At 67.4% G+C, this 15,463-nt stretch carries 18 protein-coding genes; 11 read left to right on the forward strand and 7 right to left on the reverse strand.

What is annotated here, in order from left to right:
* Position 1: 1 nt before the first annotated feature.
* A complete protein-coding gene (locus BN971_RS13685) occupies positions 2 to 283 on the forward strand; it encodes a cytochrome C oxidase subunit IV family protein (RefSeq protein ID WP_085182501.1) in 282 nt (93 codons plus the stop codon).
* A 12-nt stretch (positions 284 to 295) separates the two neighbouring features.
* On the opposite strand, the gene BN971_RS13690 is transcribed toward BN971_RS13685, so the two are convergent.
* Positions 296 to 1,588 carry a cytochrome P450 gene (locus BN971_RS13690; RefSeq protein ID WP_085182500.1) on the reverse strand — a complete coding sequence of 431 codons (1,293 nt, stop codon included), beginning with the start codon at positions 1,586 to 1,588 and terminating at the stop codon, positions 296 to 298.
* 189 nt (positions 1,589 to 1,777) lie between these two features.
* Between BN971_RS13690 and BN971_RS13695 the strand changes: the two genes are divergently transcribed.
* On the forward strand, positions 1,778 to 2,491 hold the full coding sequence (locus tag BN971_RS13695; RefSeq protein ID WP_085182499.1) for a TetR/AcrR family transcriptional regulator: 714 nt from the start codon (positions 1,778 to 1,780) through the stop codon (positions 2,489 to 2,491).
* Here BN971_RS13695 and BN971_RS13700 read toward each other — a convergent pair.
* Both BN971_RS13700 and BN971_RS13705 read right to left on the reverse strand, forming a co-directional pair.
* Entirely contained in the window at positions 2,407 to 2,850 is a 444-nt protein-coding gene (locus BN971_RS13700; protein WP_085182498.1) for a hypothetical protein, read from the reverse strand. The genes BN971_RS13695 and BN971_RS13700 overlap by 85 nt on opposite strands.
* Complete coding sequence (locus BN971_RS13705) at positions 2,847 to 3,602, reverse strand: enoyl-CoA hydratase/isomerase family protein (RefSeq protein ID WP_085182497.1); 756 nt, start codon at positions 3,600 to 3,602, stop codon at positions 2,847 to 2,849. The genes BN971_RS13700 and BN971_RS13705 overlap by 4 nt, the downstream gene beginning before the upstream one ends.
* A 108-nt stretch (positions 3,603 to 3,710) precedes the next feature.
* On the opposite strand from BN971_RS13705, the gene BN971_RS13710 reads away from it, so the two are divergent.
* A complete protein-coding gene (locus tag BN971_RS13710; protein WP_085182496.1) occupies positions 3,711 to 4,133 on the forward strand; it encodes a lipoprotein LpqH in 423 nt (140 codons plus the stop codon).
* 3 nt (positions 4,134 to 4,136) lie between these two features.
* On the opposite strand, the gene BN971_RS13715 is transcribed toward BN971_RS13710, so the two are convergent.
* Complete coding sequence (locus BN971_RS13715; protein ID WP_169718644.1) at positions 4,137 to 4,301, reverse strand: hypothetical protein; 165 nt, start codon at positions 4,299 to 4,301, stop codon at positions 4,137 to 4,139.
* A 128-nt stretch (positions 4,302 to 4,429) separates the two neighbouring features.
* On the opposite strand from BN971_RS13715, the gene BN971_RS13720 reads away from it, so the two are divergent.
* Together BN971_RS13720 and BN971_RS13725 are read left to right on the forward strand one after the other, a co-directional pair.
* Positions 4,430 to 5,620, forward strand: a complete 1,191-nt coding sequence (locus BN971_RS13720; RefSeq protein ID WP_085182494.1) for an amidohydrolase family protein — start codon at positions 4,430 to 4,432, stop codon at positions 5,618 to 5,620.
* A gap of 33 nt (positions 5,621 to 5,653) precedes the next feature.
* Positions 5,654 to 7,120: a FadD3 family acyl-CoA ligase gene (locus BN971_RS13725; RefSeq protein WP_085182493.1), complete on the forward strand. Its 1,467-nt coding sequence runs from the start codon at positions 5,654 to 5,656 to the stop codon at positions 7,118 to 7,120.
* 63 nt (positions 7,121 to 7,183) lie between these two features.
* Here BN971_RS13725 and BN971_RS13730 read toward each other — a convergent pair whose 3' ends face one another.
* From BN971_RS13730 to BN971_RS13740, 3 genes are all read right to left on the reverse strand, one after another.
* Positions 7,184 to 8,197, reverse strand: a complete 1,014-nt coding sequence (locus tag BN971_RS13730; RefSeq protein ID WP_085182492.1) for a zinc-dependent alcohol dehydrogenase family protein — start codon at positions 8,195 to 8,197, stop codon at positions 7,184 to 7,186.
* A gap of 46 nt (positions 8,198 to 8,243) precedes the next feature.
* Positions 8,244 to 9,203, reverse strand: coding sequence for an NADP-dependent oxidoreductase (locus tag BN971_RS13735; protein ID WP_169718643.1), 960 nt, complete (start codon positions 9,201 to 9,203; stop codon positions 8,244 to 8,246).
* Between the two features lie 167 nt (positions 9,204 to 9,370).
* Positions 9,371 to 9,964, reverse strand: a complete 594-nt coding sequence (locus tag BN971_RS13740) for a TetR/AcrR family transcriptional regulator (RefSeq protein WP_245836993.1) — start codon at positions 9,962 to 9,964, stop codon at positions 9,371 to 9,373.
* A 128-nt stretch (positions 9,965 to 10,092) separates the two neighbouring features.
* Between BN971_RS13740 and BN971_RS13745 the strand changes: the two genes are divergently transcribed.
* From BN971_RS13745 to BN971_RS13780, 6 genes are all read left to right on the forward strand, one after another.
* On the forward strand, positions 10,093 to 10,662 hold the full coding sequence (locus BN971_RS13745; protein WP_085182491.1) for a carboxymuconolactone decarboxylase family protein: 570 nt from the start codon (positions 10,093 to 10,095) through the stop codon (positions 10,660 to 10,662).
* The gene (locus tag BN971_RS13750) at positions 10,659 to 11,258 is read left to right on the forward strand and encodes a carboxymuconolactone decarboxylase family protein (RefSeq protein WP_085182490.1); all 600 of its coding nucleotides are present in this window, start codon (positions 10,659 to 10,661) and stop codon (positions 11,256 to 11,258) included. The genes BN971_RS13745 and BN971_RS13750 overlap by 4 nt, the downstream gene beginning before the upstream one ends.
* Before the next feature lie 15 nt (positions 11,259 to 11,273).
* A complete protein-coding gene (locus BN971_RS13755) occupies positions 11,274 to 12,281 on the forward strand; it encodes a hypothetical protein (RefSeq protein WP_085182489.1) in 1,008 nt (335 codons plus the stop codon).
* Complete coding sequence (locus BN971_RS13760) at positions 12,278 to 13,066, forward strand: alpha/beta fold hydrolase (RefSeq protein ID WP_085182488.1); 789 nt, start codon at positions 12,278 to 12,280, stop codon at positions 13,064 to 13,066. Before BN971_RS13755 ends, BN971_RS13760 begins: the two co-directional genes overlap by 4 nt.
* 863 nt (positions 13,067 to 13,929) lie before the next feature.
* A complete protein-coding gene (locus BN971_RS13775) occupies positions 13,930 to 14,772 on the forward strand; it encodes a hypothetical protein (protein WP_245836992.1) in 843 nt (280 codons plus the stop codon).
* Positions 14,769 to 15,461 carry a twin-arginine translocation pathway signal gene (locus BN971_RS13780; protein WP_085182486.1) on the forward strand — a complete coding sequence of 231 codons (693 nt, stop codon included), beginning with the start codon at positions 14,769 to 14,771 and terminating at the stop codon, positions 15,459 to 15,461. Before BN971_RS13775 ends, BN971_RS13780 begins: the two co-directional genes overlap by 4 nt.
* The last annotated feature ends 2 nt before the right edge of the window (positions 15,462 to 15,463 follow it).

A 15,463-nucleotide genomic window follows, 5' to 3' on the forward strand; every position in this document is an offset into this window, starting at 1 on the left:
GATGAAGTTCAACAAGCGGCTGATGGGGGTGTGGCTGATCCTATCGGCGCTCACCCTGGGCTACCTGTGCATCGACCGCACCGCCGGTGGGTCATTACGATCCAGCGCGGTCGTCACCGCCGGCGTCATCGTGATCGCATTGGTCAAGGTGCGCATCATCTTTCGGGAGTTCATGGAAGTGCGAAACGCCCCGGCGCTGCTGTGCCGGCTCACCGATGCATGGGTGCTGATCATGGCCGCCGCCCTGCTCGGCAGCTACTTCGTCGGCCGGCAGATGGGATAGGTCCCGCGGGTCTCAGCCCGCGGACGCGACCGAATCGTCGACCGTGAACTTCAGGTGTAGCTCGCTCAAGCCGCGCAGGATGTAGGTCGGCTCGTAGGTGTAGCGGCGGTCGCCGCGTGGCCCGTGGTGCTTCTCATCGATCTCGATGCGCGACATCCGGTCCAGGATGCGTTCGATCGAGACGCGGCCCTCCACGCGGGCCAGCGGCCCGCCGGGGCAGGAATGGACGCCGCGGGCGAAGGCCATGTGCTCGCGGACGTTCTTGCGACGCAGGTCGAACTCGTGCGGGTTGTCGAACCTGCGCGGATCGCGGTTGGCGGCACCGGGAAGCACCATCACCACGGTCCCCGCGGGGATGTCGACGCCGCCGATGCTGGTGGCCCGGCGGGCCAGCCGCGAGTCGCATTTGACCGGGCTTTCCATGCGCAGCGACTCCTCGATGAACCCGGGAATGAGGCTGCGGTCGTCGCGCAACTCCTGCTGGATGTCCGGCCGCTCACCGATGACCTGAAGCGCGGCGCTGAGCAGCTTGGCCGTGGTCTCCTGCCCGGCGGCGAAAAGGAATGTGGCGGAACGGACCACCTCGATCACCTCGGGTGTCGACCCGTCCGGGTACTTCGCCCCGGCCAGCGACGTCAGGACGTCGTTGCGCGGACTGCGGCGGCGGTCCTCGATGTACGCGCAGAACTTGTCGTCCAGCCACTCCAGCGGGTTGATGCCGACCGACTCGTGGTCCAGCGCCCCGACCCGACCGCCCCCGTCGGCGCCGAGGACGACGCGGAACTCCTTGTGGTCGTCCTCCGGAACGCCGAGCAGATCGGCGATCACCAAGGTGGCGAACGGCTTGGAGTAGTCGGCGATGAATTCGGACTCACCGTTGTGCAGGAACTCGTCGAGCTGACGGTCGGCGAGGCGCCACATGAATTCCTCGTTCTGCTTCAGCCGGCTCGGGGTCAGCAGCTTGCTCAGCACCGATCGGGCCCGGGTGTGGTCCGGCGGATCCATCGTCACCATGTGCTCGTACATCGGAAAGTAACTGCGGTGCTGCTCGATCTGTGCGCTGATGTCGTCGCCCTCGGGTTGGAAGGGCAGCGGGGGAAACGGCCCGCCGAGCGCGACGATGTTCGAAAAGGTTTCGGTGTCCTTGTAGACCTCGGTGGCCTCGTCGTAACCGGTGACCGCCACGACGCCGTAATGCGGTAGCCGCAACACCGGATTCTGGCTGCGCAGATAGTCGAAGTAGGGGTGCGGGTCCGGCACGAGAGACGCATCGGTGAAGAAGTCGATGGTGTCGAAGTCGCTCATGTCCTCGTGCCTCCAAGAGCCGGGGTTGGCGGAGATGATTCGGGTGGCGAGACGCCCGCGCCACCCCAATTGATGCGGTCAGTGCTGAGCACTTGCTTAGCATGGCGATAATGTCAGGGTCAAGGCGACATCGCGCGTCGCGCTACCATCCGTGTGGTCGGCACGCGAAGGCAGGAGTGGGGAGCAGGCATGACATCTGCTTCAGCGGCGGCCCGCAGGCTCGGGGCGCCGGACGCGAAGAACCGCGGACTGCTGCTCGACGCGGCCGAACAGCTCATGGTCGAAGAGGGCTACGCCGCCGTGACGTCTCGCCGTCTCGCCAACAAGGCGGGATTGAAACCCCAGCTGGTGCACTACTACTTCCGCACCATGGAGGAGCTGTTCCTCGAGGTCTTCCGGCGGCGCGCCGACGAGGGGCTGCGCATCCAGGCCCAGTTGCTGGCGTCGCCGCAGCCGTTGTGGGCGTTGTGGAGGTTCGGCAACGACCCCGGGTTCACCCGGATCTCGATGGAGTTCATGGCGCTGGCCAACCATCGCAAGGAGATGCGGGCCGAAATCGCCTACTACGCCGAGCGTTTCCGTCAGGAGGAATGCCGGGCCGTCACGGCCGCGCTGCAGCGCTACGGGGAGGACGGCGGCGACGTGCCGCCCGTGGTCTGGACCGTGCTGATGTCCAGCCTGTCAAGGTTTTTGGTGCTCGAGCAGGCGATCGGGATGTCGGGCGGCCACGCCGAAACCAGGCAGCTCGTGGAAAGCCATCTGCGCCGACTGGAGGGGGAGCCGCGGCCGATCGCGGATACGCCGACGGGCTGGGCGGGTCACCAGGTGCGCAACGAGCAGAGCGCACCCTTGGGTCCGATGTTGGACACCACGACCTTGCCGTCGACTGACAGGTTGCACTGAACGCCGCCGTTCGCCAGCGGTTCGTGACCGGTGGTGGCCGTGACCATCGCCCACTGATCCGGGTTCAACAGGTTCACGGGCTGCACCCACGGCTTGTCGGGGGTGATGTCCGCGTGTACCTGCGGAGTGAATGAGTAATTGTTGTGGCTGTAGTCGGAGAAGACCGCCGGATCCTGATCCTGGTAGAAGATGTCGACGTAGGCCGGGGTCTTGGTCGAGACGACGTACACAACCTGATGCCAGACGGGGTCGGCGTGTGCGGGCGCGGTGCTTGTCCAGGGACCCGCCGGCCCCGACAAAGCAACAACGGACAGCGCCGACATCGCTGCGCCCGACGCGAGCAGTCTCTTTGTGTTCATGGCGCTCCTTCGGCCGCCGGGGGCGGACTGGCGGTGCGGTTCGTCAACCGCTCTGCGGCCCGCCAGTGGGCGTCGGCAACCCACAACCGTGCAAAGGATGCTATCGCCTCGTCCGGCGAAACTCCGCTGATTACCCGTTTTATCTCGCCCGACGGATGACGGGCCAATAAGCCGGCGATCGACCGCCAGCCCTCGTCGAAAGAGGCTCGCGGAATGACCTTGTCCACCAGGCCGATACGCTCGGCCTCGGCCGCGTCCAGCGCGATTCCGGTGCCCGCCAACAACAGCGCCTTGCCCTTCCCGACGATCGCCGCCAGTCGTTCGGCGCCGCCCCAGGCCGGCATGATCTCCAGGGTCACCTGGTTGAAAGCGATTTTGATGTCGTCGGCCGCAATCCGGATGTCGGCGGCGACGGCGAACTCGGCGCCACCGCCCAGGGCGTGCCCGTTCAGCGCGGCGACTACGGGAGCCGGGAAGCCCGCAAGCTGATCGCAGATCGACCGCATGCGCTTCGCCATCGCCGCGGCGTCCTCCTCGGTCCGCAGCGCGCTGAGCTCCTTGAGGTCGCCGCCCGAGACGAAGGCCCGGTCGCCGGCGCCCCTGACGACCAGGGTCCGGGCGCCTGCCGCCGCGTCGAGCGCGTTCTCCAGCTGGCCCATGGTCTCGAGCGAGATGGCGTTGCGCGCGTGCGGTCGGTCGATCGTCAGCACCGCCAAACCCGGGAACTCCTGGTCGAACTCCAGGTCAACCACGCGTCACCGCTCCTCGGGCGAAAATACCGATATTGGCATTCTCATTGCGGGAGAATAGCATCATCGCAGCAGGCCGGGGGCTTGCGGGCAAAGGATCGAGGTGGCCTCATGCACAAGCGCATCGGCGCGCTGGTAGCCGCGGCACTCGCCGTCGCCGGCCTGGGCGCCTGCAGCCCGAAGCCGCAGACCCCGCTCTCGAGTTCGGCGTCGGTGACGGTCAACGGGACCGACGCCAAGATCAACGTCGTCAAGTGCTACCAACAGGAGTGGTACCGGACCATCGACATCGGCGGCGACTTCGCCGGGGCCAAGGTCGTGATCGATGGGCGGGCCGAGCCGCAGACGGCGGAGTCCGTGCGGATCCAGAACCTGGGCGGTTTCACCGGCATGTACTCCAAGGATGACGGCGGGGACGCCAGCATGAGCTTCAGCGGCGACAAGTTCACGGTCACCGGCACCGCGAACGGATACAAGTCCGACACCCCCACCGAACCGGCCACCGCGACGTTCAAGATCGTCGCCAGCTGCTGACGGCTACGGCTCCCGCCGCTCGCCGGGGGCGGTGGCACGCACCCCGGCCCCGCCGGTGGACGACATGCACGGTGTGCGATCCGGCCAGCCCGAGCCGATGCTGTCGAGCGCGATTCGGGTGTCGTCGGCCGAGGTGACGAACTCTCGGCGGAAGTGGCGGTCGATCACCGAACCCCATTCCTGCCCCACGCCCCTGGAGGACTGCAACGCGCGCGGAGCGCGGTGCCGAGGCGACCGGCAGTTGCGACGCGAGCGCCGCGAGAATAGTATTCTCGTAAAATGCGAAGGAGGATTTCATGGGCCAGTTGTCGCACCGGGAGGACGTCCCGTTTCCGCTGTTCGATGCCGATAACCACCTCTACGAGCCGCCGGAGGCGCTGACCAAATACCTGCCCAAGGAGTACAAGGACTACGTCCAGTACGTCCAGGTCAACGGGCGCACCAAGATCGCGCTGCGGGGCGTGATCAGCAACTACATTCCCAACCCGACCTTCGAGGTCGTCGCCCGGCCGGGCGCCTGGGAGGAGTACTTCAAGTACGGCAACCCGGAAGGCAAGACCAAGCGAGAACTGTTCGGTGAGCCGATGCGCGCGATCCCGGCCTTCTTCGAGCCCGGCCCGCGCCTGGAGAAGATGGACGAGCTGGGCCTGGACCGCACCCTGATGTTCCCGACGCTGGCCAGCCTGATCGAGGAAAGATTGCGCGACGACCCGGTCGCCATCCACGTCCTGATCCATGCGCTGAACCAGTGGCTCGACGAGGTCTGGGGCTTCAACTACCAGAACCGCATCTTCACCACCCCGGTCATCACCCTGCCGATCGTCGAGAAGGCGATCGAGGAGCTGGAGTGGGTGGTCAAGCGCGGCGCCCGCTGCATCCTGATCCGCCCGGCTCCGGTCCCCGGCTTCCGCGGCCCCCGGTCGTTCGCGCTACCCGAGTTCGACCCGTTCTGGGAGCGCGTCGTGGAGTACGACCTGCTGGTCGGCATGCACTCCAGCGACAGCGGCTATTCCCGGTACACCTCCGAGTGGGACGGCGCCGACCAGGAGATGCTGCCCTTCCAGACCAATGCGATGGGCATTCTCAACGAGTGGCGGCCGATCCAGGACGCGGTGGGGTCGTGGGTGATCCACGGCGCGCTCTACCGCCACCCGAAGCTGAAAGTCGCCATCGTCGAGGCCGGTTCGAAGTGGATGACCCCGCTGCTCGACGGCCTGGCCGAGGTCTTCCGCAAGGCCCCGGAGGCCTTCCCGAGCGACCCCGTCGAGATGGTCAAGAACCGGATATTCGTCAGCCCGTTCTTCGAGGACGGCATCGACGATCTGATCAGTCTCGTCGGTGTGGATCAGGTGCTCTACGGCTCGGACTGGCCGCACCCCGAAGGGCTGGCGGAGCCGACCTTCTACATCAACGCGCTGTCGCACCTGCCGGTCGACGACCAGGCGAAGATCATGGGCGGCAACCTCGGCCGGCTCGTGACGGTGTAACGGCACGCTGAATACTCAGCCCGGTCGGTGACGATGCAGCGCGCGCAGCGCGATGAGAAGGAGCCGGCCAGTCAGATATGGCGGACCATCCCCGAGATGGTCTTGAGCGCGGCGGACCGCTTCGGCGACGCGGAAGCAGTGGTCGACGGTCCGCTGCGTCTCACATTCACCGAAGTTGTCGAGCGGATCCGTTGCGCCGCAGGCGCGTTCGCTGACGTCGGCGTCGAGAAGGGTGATCGAGTCGCCCTCTGGGCGCCCAACTCCGCGGAGTGGATCGTCGCGGCGTTCGGTCTGCTCACCGCCGGCGGCGTGCTCGTGCCCGTCAACACGCGGTTCAAGGCCGACGAAGCCGGTGACATCATCGCGCGCAGCGGGGCGAAGGCCGTCCTGGCGCGCAAGGGATTCCTGGGCCAGGACTACACCGCCCCCGCGGGGATACCGGTGATAGACCTGGCATCCGACTTCCTGTCCAGCGGTTCACCGTTCGAGCGGGCGGTGAGCGGCAGCGACATCTCCGACATCATCTTCACCTCCGGCACCACCGGCCGCCCGAAGGGCGCGATGATGAGCCACGGGCAGACGCTGCGCATGTACGAGGAGTGGGCGACGCTGGCGGACCTGCGCCGTGGTGACCGCTACCTGCAGATCAACCCGTATTTCCACACGTTCGGCCTGAAGGCCGGGCTCATCACGTCGTTCCTGCGCGGCGCGACGATGCTGCCGCTCGCGGTCTTCGAGATCGACACCGTCGTCGATCTGATTGAGCGGGAACGCATTACGATGCTGCCCGGGCCGCCGACGCTCTACCACTCCTTGCTCACGGTCCCCGACAAGTCCAGGCTAGCCACGTTGCGCGCCGGCGTGACCGGCGCCGCCGACATCCCCGTCGAGCTGGTCCGGCGCATCCATGACGAGCTGCCGTTCCGTACGTTGATGACCGGATACGGGCTCACCGAGGCGGGCAACGTGACCTTGTCGCGGCCCGGCGACTCCTTCGAGGATGTCGCGACCACCGCCGGCCTTCCGTGCGAGGGCGTCGAAGTGCGCATCGCCGACGACGGCGAGGTGCTGGTCCGTGGTTACGGCGTCATGCAGGGCTACCTGGATGACCCGGCGGCCACCGCCGAGGCGATCGACCCCGACGGCTGGCTGCACACCGGAGATCTGGGCAATTTCGACGACGCCGGCCGGTTGCGCGTCATCGGACGCAAGAAGGACATGTACATCGTCGGCGGGTTCAACGCGTATCCGGCCGAGATCGAGGGCTTCCTGATGAAGCACCCGGCCGTCGCGCAGGCTGCGGTCATCGGGGTTCCCGACGAGCGGCTCGGTCAGGTCGGCAAGGCGTTCGTCGTCCGCAGCGGTGCGGTCGGCTCCGAGGAGCTGATCGACTGGTGCCGTGAGCGCATGGCCGGGTTCAAGGTCCCGCGCACCGTCGAGTTTCTCGATGCGTTGCCCCTCAACGCCACCGGCAAGGTCATCAAGGACTCACTGAGTTAGGCCCGGCCGCACAACGGCGCGGCCTGCGGTTCCTCGCCACGCGGCCGCGCGGGGCGATCGGCCTCAGGTGAGCCGGATGACCAACTTGCCGACGTGCTTGCCGTCGCGCAGTCGCTCGAACGCCGATTTGGCCTGTCCGAAGTCGACGACGTCGTCGATGACCGGTACGAGGCCCGTGGTGGCCACGGCACGGACGAGATGCTGTAAGTCGGCCCGGTCACCGACAGTGATGCTGCGCGTCGTCGCCCCACTACCCTTCAGCAGAAAATAATCAACGCCGGGGTTGTCGTCGCTGAGGAAGCCGATCAGCGTCACTTCCCCGTTGGCGGCGACCGCCCGCAACGACTGCTCGATGGTGGCCGGCCCCCCGACCTCTACGACGCGGTCCACGCCGCGCCCTTCGGTGACGTCACGAACCTGCTCGCCCCACTTGGGATTGTCTCGGTAGTTGATGACCTCCGCGGCGCCGAGCCCGCGCAGTGTCTCGGCCTTTCCCGGACTCGATGTGGTCGCGATGACCCGGGCGCCCAACACCCCGGCCAGTTGCAAGGCGAAGACCGACACCCCGCCCGAGCCAAGGGTCAGCACGGTCTGGCCCGCACGGACCGGTACGGGTCCGCCCAGCGCATTCCACGCCGTGACACCTGCGCAGGGCAGCGTCGCCGCGTGTTCGTCGGAGATGGCCGCGGGGATGCCGACGACCGCTTCCCGCGACACCACCTTGTATTCGGTGAGCCACCCGTCCTGCCCGCTGCCATAGCTGTCGGCTTCGGCGGTGGCCGGCATCGGACCGCCGAACCATCTGGGGTGGAAGGCGCTCACAACCCGGTCGCCCGGGCGGTAGTCGTCGACGCCCTCGCCGATCTCGACGACTTCGGCGGCGGCGTCGCTGCACGGCACCAGGCCGGGCCGGGCGTCGCGCACGTAACGACCCAGGGGGATAGCGATGTCCCGGTAGTTCAGCGAGACAGCCTTGATGCGCAGCAGCAGTTCTCCTCGCTGCGGTGATGGGACGGGTTCCTCGCGTAGCGACAACCCGTCGATCCCGTTGGTGCCGTCGAATCTGTACACCTGCATGGTCGATTCCTTTCTCCGCCTTCGGCGCCGCCGCCGGCGGCTTGAGTTACCAGGTGAGCACCAGGCGGCCGCGAAGTCCGCCGGCTTCCAGGCGGCGGTGTGCGTCGGCGGCCCGCCCGGCGGGCAGGGTGTCGGCGACGCGCAGGGTCAACGCGCCAGCCTCCGCGAGATCTCGCAGAGCGTTGAGCGCATCGGTGCGCGTGGTGTGGTCGGTCACGGACACCTCGTGCCAGCTGATGGACCGTTCCCCGGCACCAACGTGCTGGCGGGCCGAGGTGACGGCGCCCCCGTCCCGGATCGCGGGCACGATGGCGTCGGTGTACAACGCCGCGTCGACGACACCGTCCACCCCCCGGGGTATCGACTCGCGGATGCGCTCGGACAGTCCGTCACCGCGGCGTACGACGACGTCTGCCCCCAACTGTTTGACGAGATCGTCGTCGGTCTCGGCGGCATCGGCAACCACCTGCAGCCCTCGATGTTTCGCCAGTTCTACCGCATAGCCTCCCAGGGCTCCGGCCGCTCCGGTCACCGCCACGGTGCCGCCCGCGGGAACGGCCAGCGCTTCGAGCATCGCGTAGGCGGTCACGGCATTCATCAGAAGCGTGGACGCCGCAACGGTTGTGGCGTCGCGCGGCGCCCGCACCACCGACCTGGAATCGGTCACCACGTATTCGGCGTACGCGCCGACCTTGCCCATCGGGCTCAGCGCGAGTCCGATGACTCGCTCGCCAATGCCGATCGAACCACCGTCGGGAGCCTCGTCGAGAACGCCGCAGAAGTCCCACCCCGTCACGTACGGCGGATCGGGATAGCGGCCCCCCGGGAGGGTATCCGGCGGATAGTTGCGTTTCATCCATCCCGACCGCGCCGCCGTGTCGGCGGGATTGACCGCCGCCGCATGGACGCGTACCCGGACCTGCCCGGGCCCGGCATGGGGCTCCGGTAACTCCAAGGCTCGCAGTACTTCTGGTCCACCGAACTCGGTGTAACCGATTGCTTTCATGCCCACCCCCAACTACATGTGCCTGCCCGATATTCCGGCATTTCTCTCAGTCTTCGCGGTAACCAACTCGTCCAATCGCCTGCGGGACAGCATCTTTGATGCATCAATTGCTCGGCCCATCGCGTATGGCGACAGGCAATGATTGAAAGTCGTTCTGGTGGAAAGTTTTACGCTGGTGCGGGCGCCGGCTCGGGCAGGTTGAGCACCTTTTCGATGGCGCTGGGAATGTTCTCGACGGCGGTGTGTCCGCCCAAAGCCAATCGCATGAGATAGCCGGGCAGCACACACAACAACAGGTCGGCCAGGGCGGTGGGATCGAGTTGACCGGCGGATGGATGGTGCGCTTCGGCGCTCAACTTGGCGAACGCTGTGGCGATGGCATGGCGCAGATGTGTGGCCAGGGTCGGGTTGCGCAGGGCTTCCGACCACACCAGCACGGCGATCGCGGCGAAGCCGTCCTCGCCGTGGCGGTGGGTGACGAAGTCGAGCACGGTCGCGATGGCCGTCTGCGGGCTTGCGCCGTCGTCGATGGACTGTCCGATGACCGCGACGACCTGCTCGAGGTTGTCGGCGGCGATCGCCTCGATGACCGCGTCCTTGCTGGGGAAGTATCGGTACACCGCGCCGGAGGACATTCCCGCTTCCTCGACGAGGTCGTGCATCGAGGCGGCGTGGAATCCATTGCGGATGAAGCAGCGCCGCGCGGCCGCCATGATGTGTGCGCGCCGCTCCGCGCGATACTCCGGCGTGACTTTCGGCATGCGGATGAGCCTATCACAAAAAAGCACGAACGTTCGCGTTTGACATAGACCGGCTGAGGGCACACCATAAAAGCGAATGATCGTTCGCGTTATCCCATCCCTCGACCACCAGCGGAGGAGACGAGCAGATGACTCAGGCAAGTAACTTCAGCACGTTCGGCCGGTTCGTGGAGACACCGGTCGACCAGATGGACCCGGACATGAAGCAGGCCTACGACTTCACCCGCGAGCTGAGGGGGCTGGTTCCCGGCCCGCACAAGATCTGGCTGGCCAACCCGGCGCTGTCGACGACCATCGTGCCGATCGGCGCCTATTTTCAGCGACGCTCCACGTTGAGCAAGGCCGAGATCGAAATCGCCACCGTTCTCATCACCGCGCAATGGCGCAGCGCGTACGCCGCCTACGAGCACGAGATCATCGCCGAGCGCGACGGCCACCTCGACCCGCGAACGGTCGAAGCGCTCGTCGCGGGCCTGCCGGCGTCGTTCGACGACCCGCGCGAGCAGGTGGTCTACGAGTTGGCGTCGGCGTTGGTCACGACACGAGTGGTCCCGACCGGGCTCTACCGGCGCGCCAGGGACCTGTTGGGCGACGCCGGCATCGTCGACGTCGCGGTGCTGCTGGGCTGGTTCACGATGGTGTGCCTGACGCTGGGCGCCTTCGACGTGCCCGCCAACGCCGAGGGACTGGACCAGTGAAGCGCGCCGCGCAGGCCCTCGGCGGCCGCCTGGACCTGGCCGACCGGGCCGCTCTCGACGACGCCGCGCGGGAGTTGTTCGACGACATCACGACCACCGCCGTGGAATGGGCGCAGCGCAGCGGATTCGCGGCGGCCACCGCCGATGGGCGCCTGATCGGGCCGTTCAATCCGAGCCTGCTCAACCCGGGCATGTCCGCCGCATTCCTGAAACTGCAAGCGGCCGAGCAGCACTACACGTCGCTGGACGAACGCACTCGGCAGGTAGTGATCCTCACCGTCGGCTCCGTGTGGGGCGCGCCCTACGAGCTCTACGCCCACTCCGCCGTCGCCCTTCGCGCGGGACTCTCGGAGGCGGTGATCGCCGGACTGGGCGCCGGTGAGGAACCCGAGGCCCTCACCGACGACCAGAGGACCGCCCACCGGCTGGCCCGCGCCCTGTCCGCCGGCCATCACGTCGACGACGCGCTCTACGACGAAGCAACGCAACGGTTTGGCGCGGCAGGTGTTTTCGACGTCACGGTGCTGACCGGCATCTATCACACCGTCTGCGGCATCCTCAACGCCTTCGCGATTCCCGTGCCGAACCAACAGTGACCATCGAGGACCATCATGTCTCTTCCGCCTTTGCCCACCGTGACGCTCACCCCCGTCGCCTATTTTCCGCAAAAGTACTTTCTGGAGAACCTCGCCGTGCGCGCCGACGGCTCGTTGCTGATCACCGCCGTCCTGCAGCGAGAACTGTGGTGGGTGCCGCCGCCCCGGCCGGGCGCGCTCGTCGACCCGGTGCTGCTGCATACCTTTGATCACCTGATAACCGGGATCGTCGAGGTCGCGCCCGACGTCTTCGTCGTCAACCTGACCCTGGCCTACACCACCGGTGAATCCTGTCTGGCGAGAGTCGATCTCACCGACTGGGCGCCCGGGCGACCCGTGCGACCCGAGATCATCTACACGTTCGACGAGCGGGCCCGCGGACTCAACGGCAGCTGCATGCTCGCGCCGGGAGTCTTGGCGGTCGCCGACTGCTTCGCGGGCCTGATCTGGCGAGTCGACCTCGACCAGGATGCGCGGCAAGCCTCCGCGCAGGTCTGGCTGGCCCACGACACGATGGCCTTCGACCCCGACAGCGGTGTGCCGCCACCGCCGCAGCCGGGGGTCAACGGCGTGCGCTACGGCCCGCACACCGGCTATCTGTACTACACCTCGACGGCGCAAAAGGTGTTCATGCGCGTCGCCGTCGATCCGTCGACGCTAAATCCCTCCGGTTCAGCCGAATTCGTCGCCGCAATCGACAACGCCGACGACTTCTGCATCGACGAAGACGCGGGGTTCGCCTACGTCACCAGGCACCGCGCCAACACGATCGACCGGGTGCCGTTGCAGCCTCGGCACGGCAGCGAGGTCCGCCACATCGCCGGTGACCCGTTCGATGACACCCTGGTCGGGCCGTCCAGCGCCGCCTGGGGCCGGGCGGACGGCGAACGGGGACGGGTCGCCTACCTCACCACCGACGGCGGCACCACCGCCCCGCCCGACGGGGTCGTTCGGCGCGCCGCGGTGCTGCGCGCCGAATTGGACTACGCCGCAGCGGTATCGACGGGCGAGGCGAACTCATGACCCGGCACGTCGTCACGACGGCGCAGGCGTCCCTCGACACCCGCGTCGACGGGCGCGGACCCGCCGTCGTCGTCATCCCGTCCTACGGACGCGACGCCGGCAGCGACTTCGACGCGCTGACCGCGTCGCTGGTCGCCGCGGGCTACCGGGTGCTGCGCCCCCAGCCGCGCGGCGTCGACGGCTCCTGCGGACCGATGAGCGATGTCACCTTCGCCGACATGGCCGACGATGTCGCCGGGGTGATCGACGAGTTGGCCGACGGGCCCGCGGTCATCCTCGGGCACGCGTTGGGCAACTTCGTCGCCCGCGCCACGGCCGTGCACCACCCCGACAAGGTGGTCGCGGTGATCCTGGCCGCGGCGTCCGGGAGAACCGTTCCCCCGCAGGTCAATTCAGCGCCGATGCGCGCCGGTGACCCCACGCTGCCCGACGCGACCCGATTGGCCGCGCTGCGGATGGCGTTCTTCGCACCCGGCCACGACGCCTCGATCTGGCTCAGCGGCTGGTATCCGGAAACCCTGGCGATGCAAGTGGATTGCGTGAAGCGCACAGACGTCGCACGCTACTGGGGCGCCGGAGACGCGCCGGTGTTCGAGATCATTGCCGCCCTCGACCCGTTTCACCAGCGCGACGAATGGGGCGATATGCGTGCCCGCTGCGGTGATCGAGTCACCACCGCTGTCATCGGCGATGCCAGCCACGCCCTGTTCCCCGAACAGCCCGCCGCGGTTGCCGCCGCAGTCATCGAGTACCTGAACGCCGTCGGCCACGTCGCCGATCGCTGAGGGCATGCACGCAACCGCGTCACATCACCTGCGGGGCGTCCATGGGTCGGTGGGAGCCAAATCCCCGAGAGCGATTGGTACGCGCGGCCCTCGAGCTGTTCACCGAACACGGCTGCGACGCCATCACGGTCATCGACATCGCCCAACGGGCGGCTCCGCGTTCACGCGCGCCGACCTCGCCGCCGCCATGACTGAGGCGCTCACAAACCGCGGTGTAGCTGACCCTGCGGCGTGTCTGGCCGCCGAGCTCGGGGGGTTGGCGTTCGACCGCGCCTTCGCGCTCTGGTGCGATCCGACCGCGGGGCTCGATTGAGACCGAATGTGGCCGGCGGAAAGCCGAGTCGACGGGAGCCGACGCCCGATGCGCGACGTCGGATCCGCGGCGACGCCTGGCGTAGCGGCCCACTCCGATGTCGCTGCCGCCGTGGTGGCTATTGCGCACGCCAGCACTGATGAGATCGATATCGGAGAACCCCATTTCCCCAGCTTGCGCCCACTTTCGTGGCCGCTGTCCGGCAGCGCCGACGGCATTGCCGGCGAGAGTGATAACGTTGTTCTCCTAGTTGGCACGACCTTCGGGGCGGAAGAATATCGGCGCAGGTGCTCGCGCGGTCATGCGTGTGCCGAGTAGGGTTGCCCGACGGCTGGGAGACAACAGGCCCCGGCCGGGCTGTCGTCTCCCGGCCGTCGACGGCTAGGCGCTCACTTGCCACAACGAGCAAGCGGTAGAGGAGTTTTGGATTGAGTCACGAGCACTCTCGTCATCGCGCAGGTGAGCGGTGAGTGGCGGGGCACGCCAAGATTCCGCTGACACGAAGCTGGTTCCGGTGAACGAGGACGACATCCCAACCACTGCCGCCGACATGCGGGCGCTGGCCGAACAGGCCGAGGCGGAGGCCGCCGAAGCGGAAGCCCTTGCCGCCGCCGCCCGCGCCCGCGCCCGGGCGGTGCAACTGCGCCGCCAGGCCGAGGTGCTGGAAGCCCAGAAGAGCGAGGCCTCCGCCGCGGCACCGGTGGAGAAGGCCCCCGCGAAAGACGCCGTGGACCCGGCGGACACCGAGGAAGCCGAGACCGAGAAGGCCGATGCGAAGGACCGGGAGCCCACGACCGGGGAACTCGGTGCAGCGGCTGAGACCGAAGCGGCCCCGGAGGCAGGCACCGAGGCGGTCCCCGAAACCGCGACACAGCGACGCCGGCTGCGGGGCCGGCTCAAGCGCCCCAAGTGGTCGACGGCCGCCGCCGCGCTGGCCATCCTCGTCATTCTCGGAGCGCTGGCGGGCAGCGGCTACATGATCAAGCAGCATCGCGACGCCGTCCGGCAGCATCAGCGCGTGGCCGAGTTCACCGCCGCCGCGCGCCAGGGCGTCGTGACCTTGACATCGCTGGACTTCAACAACGCCAAACAGGGCGTGCAGCGCATCCTGGACAATTCCACCGGCTCGTTCCGCGACGACTTCCTCAAGATGGCAGACGATTTCACCAAGGTGGTCGAACAGTCCAAGGTCGTCTCGCAGGGCAGCGTCCAGGCGGCCGCGGTGGACCTCGACACGATGACCGACAACTCGGCGGTGGTCCTGGTCGCCTCGACCTCGGAAGTCACCAATGCGGCCGGCGCCAAGCAAGATCCGCGTAATTACCGGCTGATCGTGACGGTCGCCCGCGACGGTGGTCAGCTCAAGATATCGAAAGTCGAGTTCGTGCCGTGACCTCAGACGACGCATCGGTTGACGAGACGGTCGAGGAGACCGTCAACGACGCTACGCCGGAGGCGGATTCGGCCGAGGACACCGAGGCCGACACCGAGGCCGACACCGAGGCCGAGGACACCGACGCCGACTCCGCCGAGATCGCCGACGCCAAAGCGAAGCCGGGCCGGCTCAAGGGGTTTGGCGCGCGGGCGCGAAAGACGCTCTCGGGCAGGATCGCCGTCGCCGCGCTGGCGTTACTGGTGGTCGCCTCGCTTTCGTTGCTGGGCGCGCTGTACTGGTTTTCCTACCGACCGGACCGGGCGACCGATGCGGCCGCCGCGAAGTCGGCAATCTCGGCCGCCAGCGAGGGGACGATCGCGGTCTTGTCCTATTCCCCGGACACCCTCGACCGTGACTTCTCTTCCGCCAAGTCGCACCTGACCGGCGATTTCCTTTCGTACTACGACCAATTCACCCAGCAGATCGTCGCACCGGCGGCCAAGCAGAAGGCGGTGAAGACGACCGCGGTGGTGCTGCGCGCCGCGGTGTCGGAATTGCACCCGGACTCGGCCGTCGTGCTGCTGTTCGTGAACCAGAGCACGCAGAGCAAGGATCGGCCCGAACCGACGTTCACGAACAGCAGCGTCTCGGTCACGCTCACGAAAGCTCATGACAAGTGGCTGATCTCGTCGTTCAACCCGGTGTAGGC

Source organism: Mycobacterium bohemicum DSM 44277 (assembly GCF_001053185.1).
Classification (GTDB): Bacteria; Actinomycetota; Actinomycetes; order Mycobacteriales; family Mycobacteriaceae; genus Mycobacterium; species Mycobacterium bohemicum.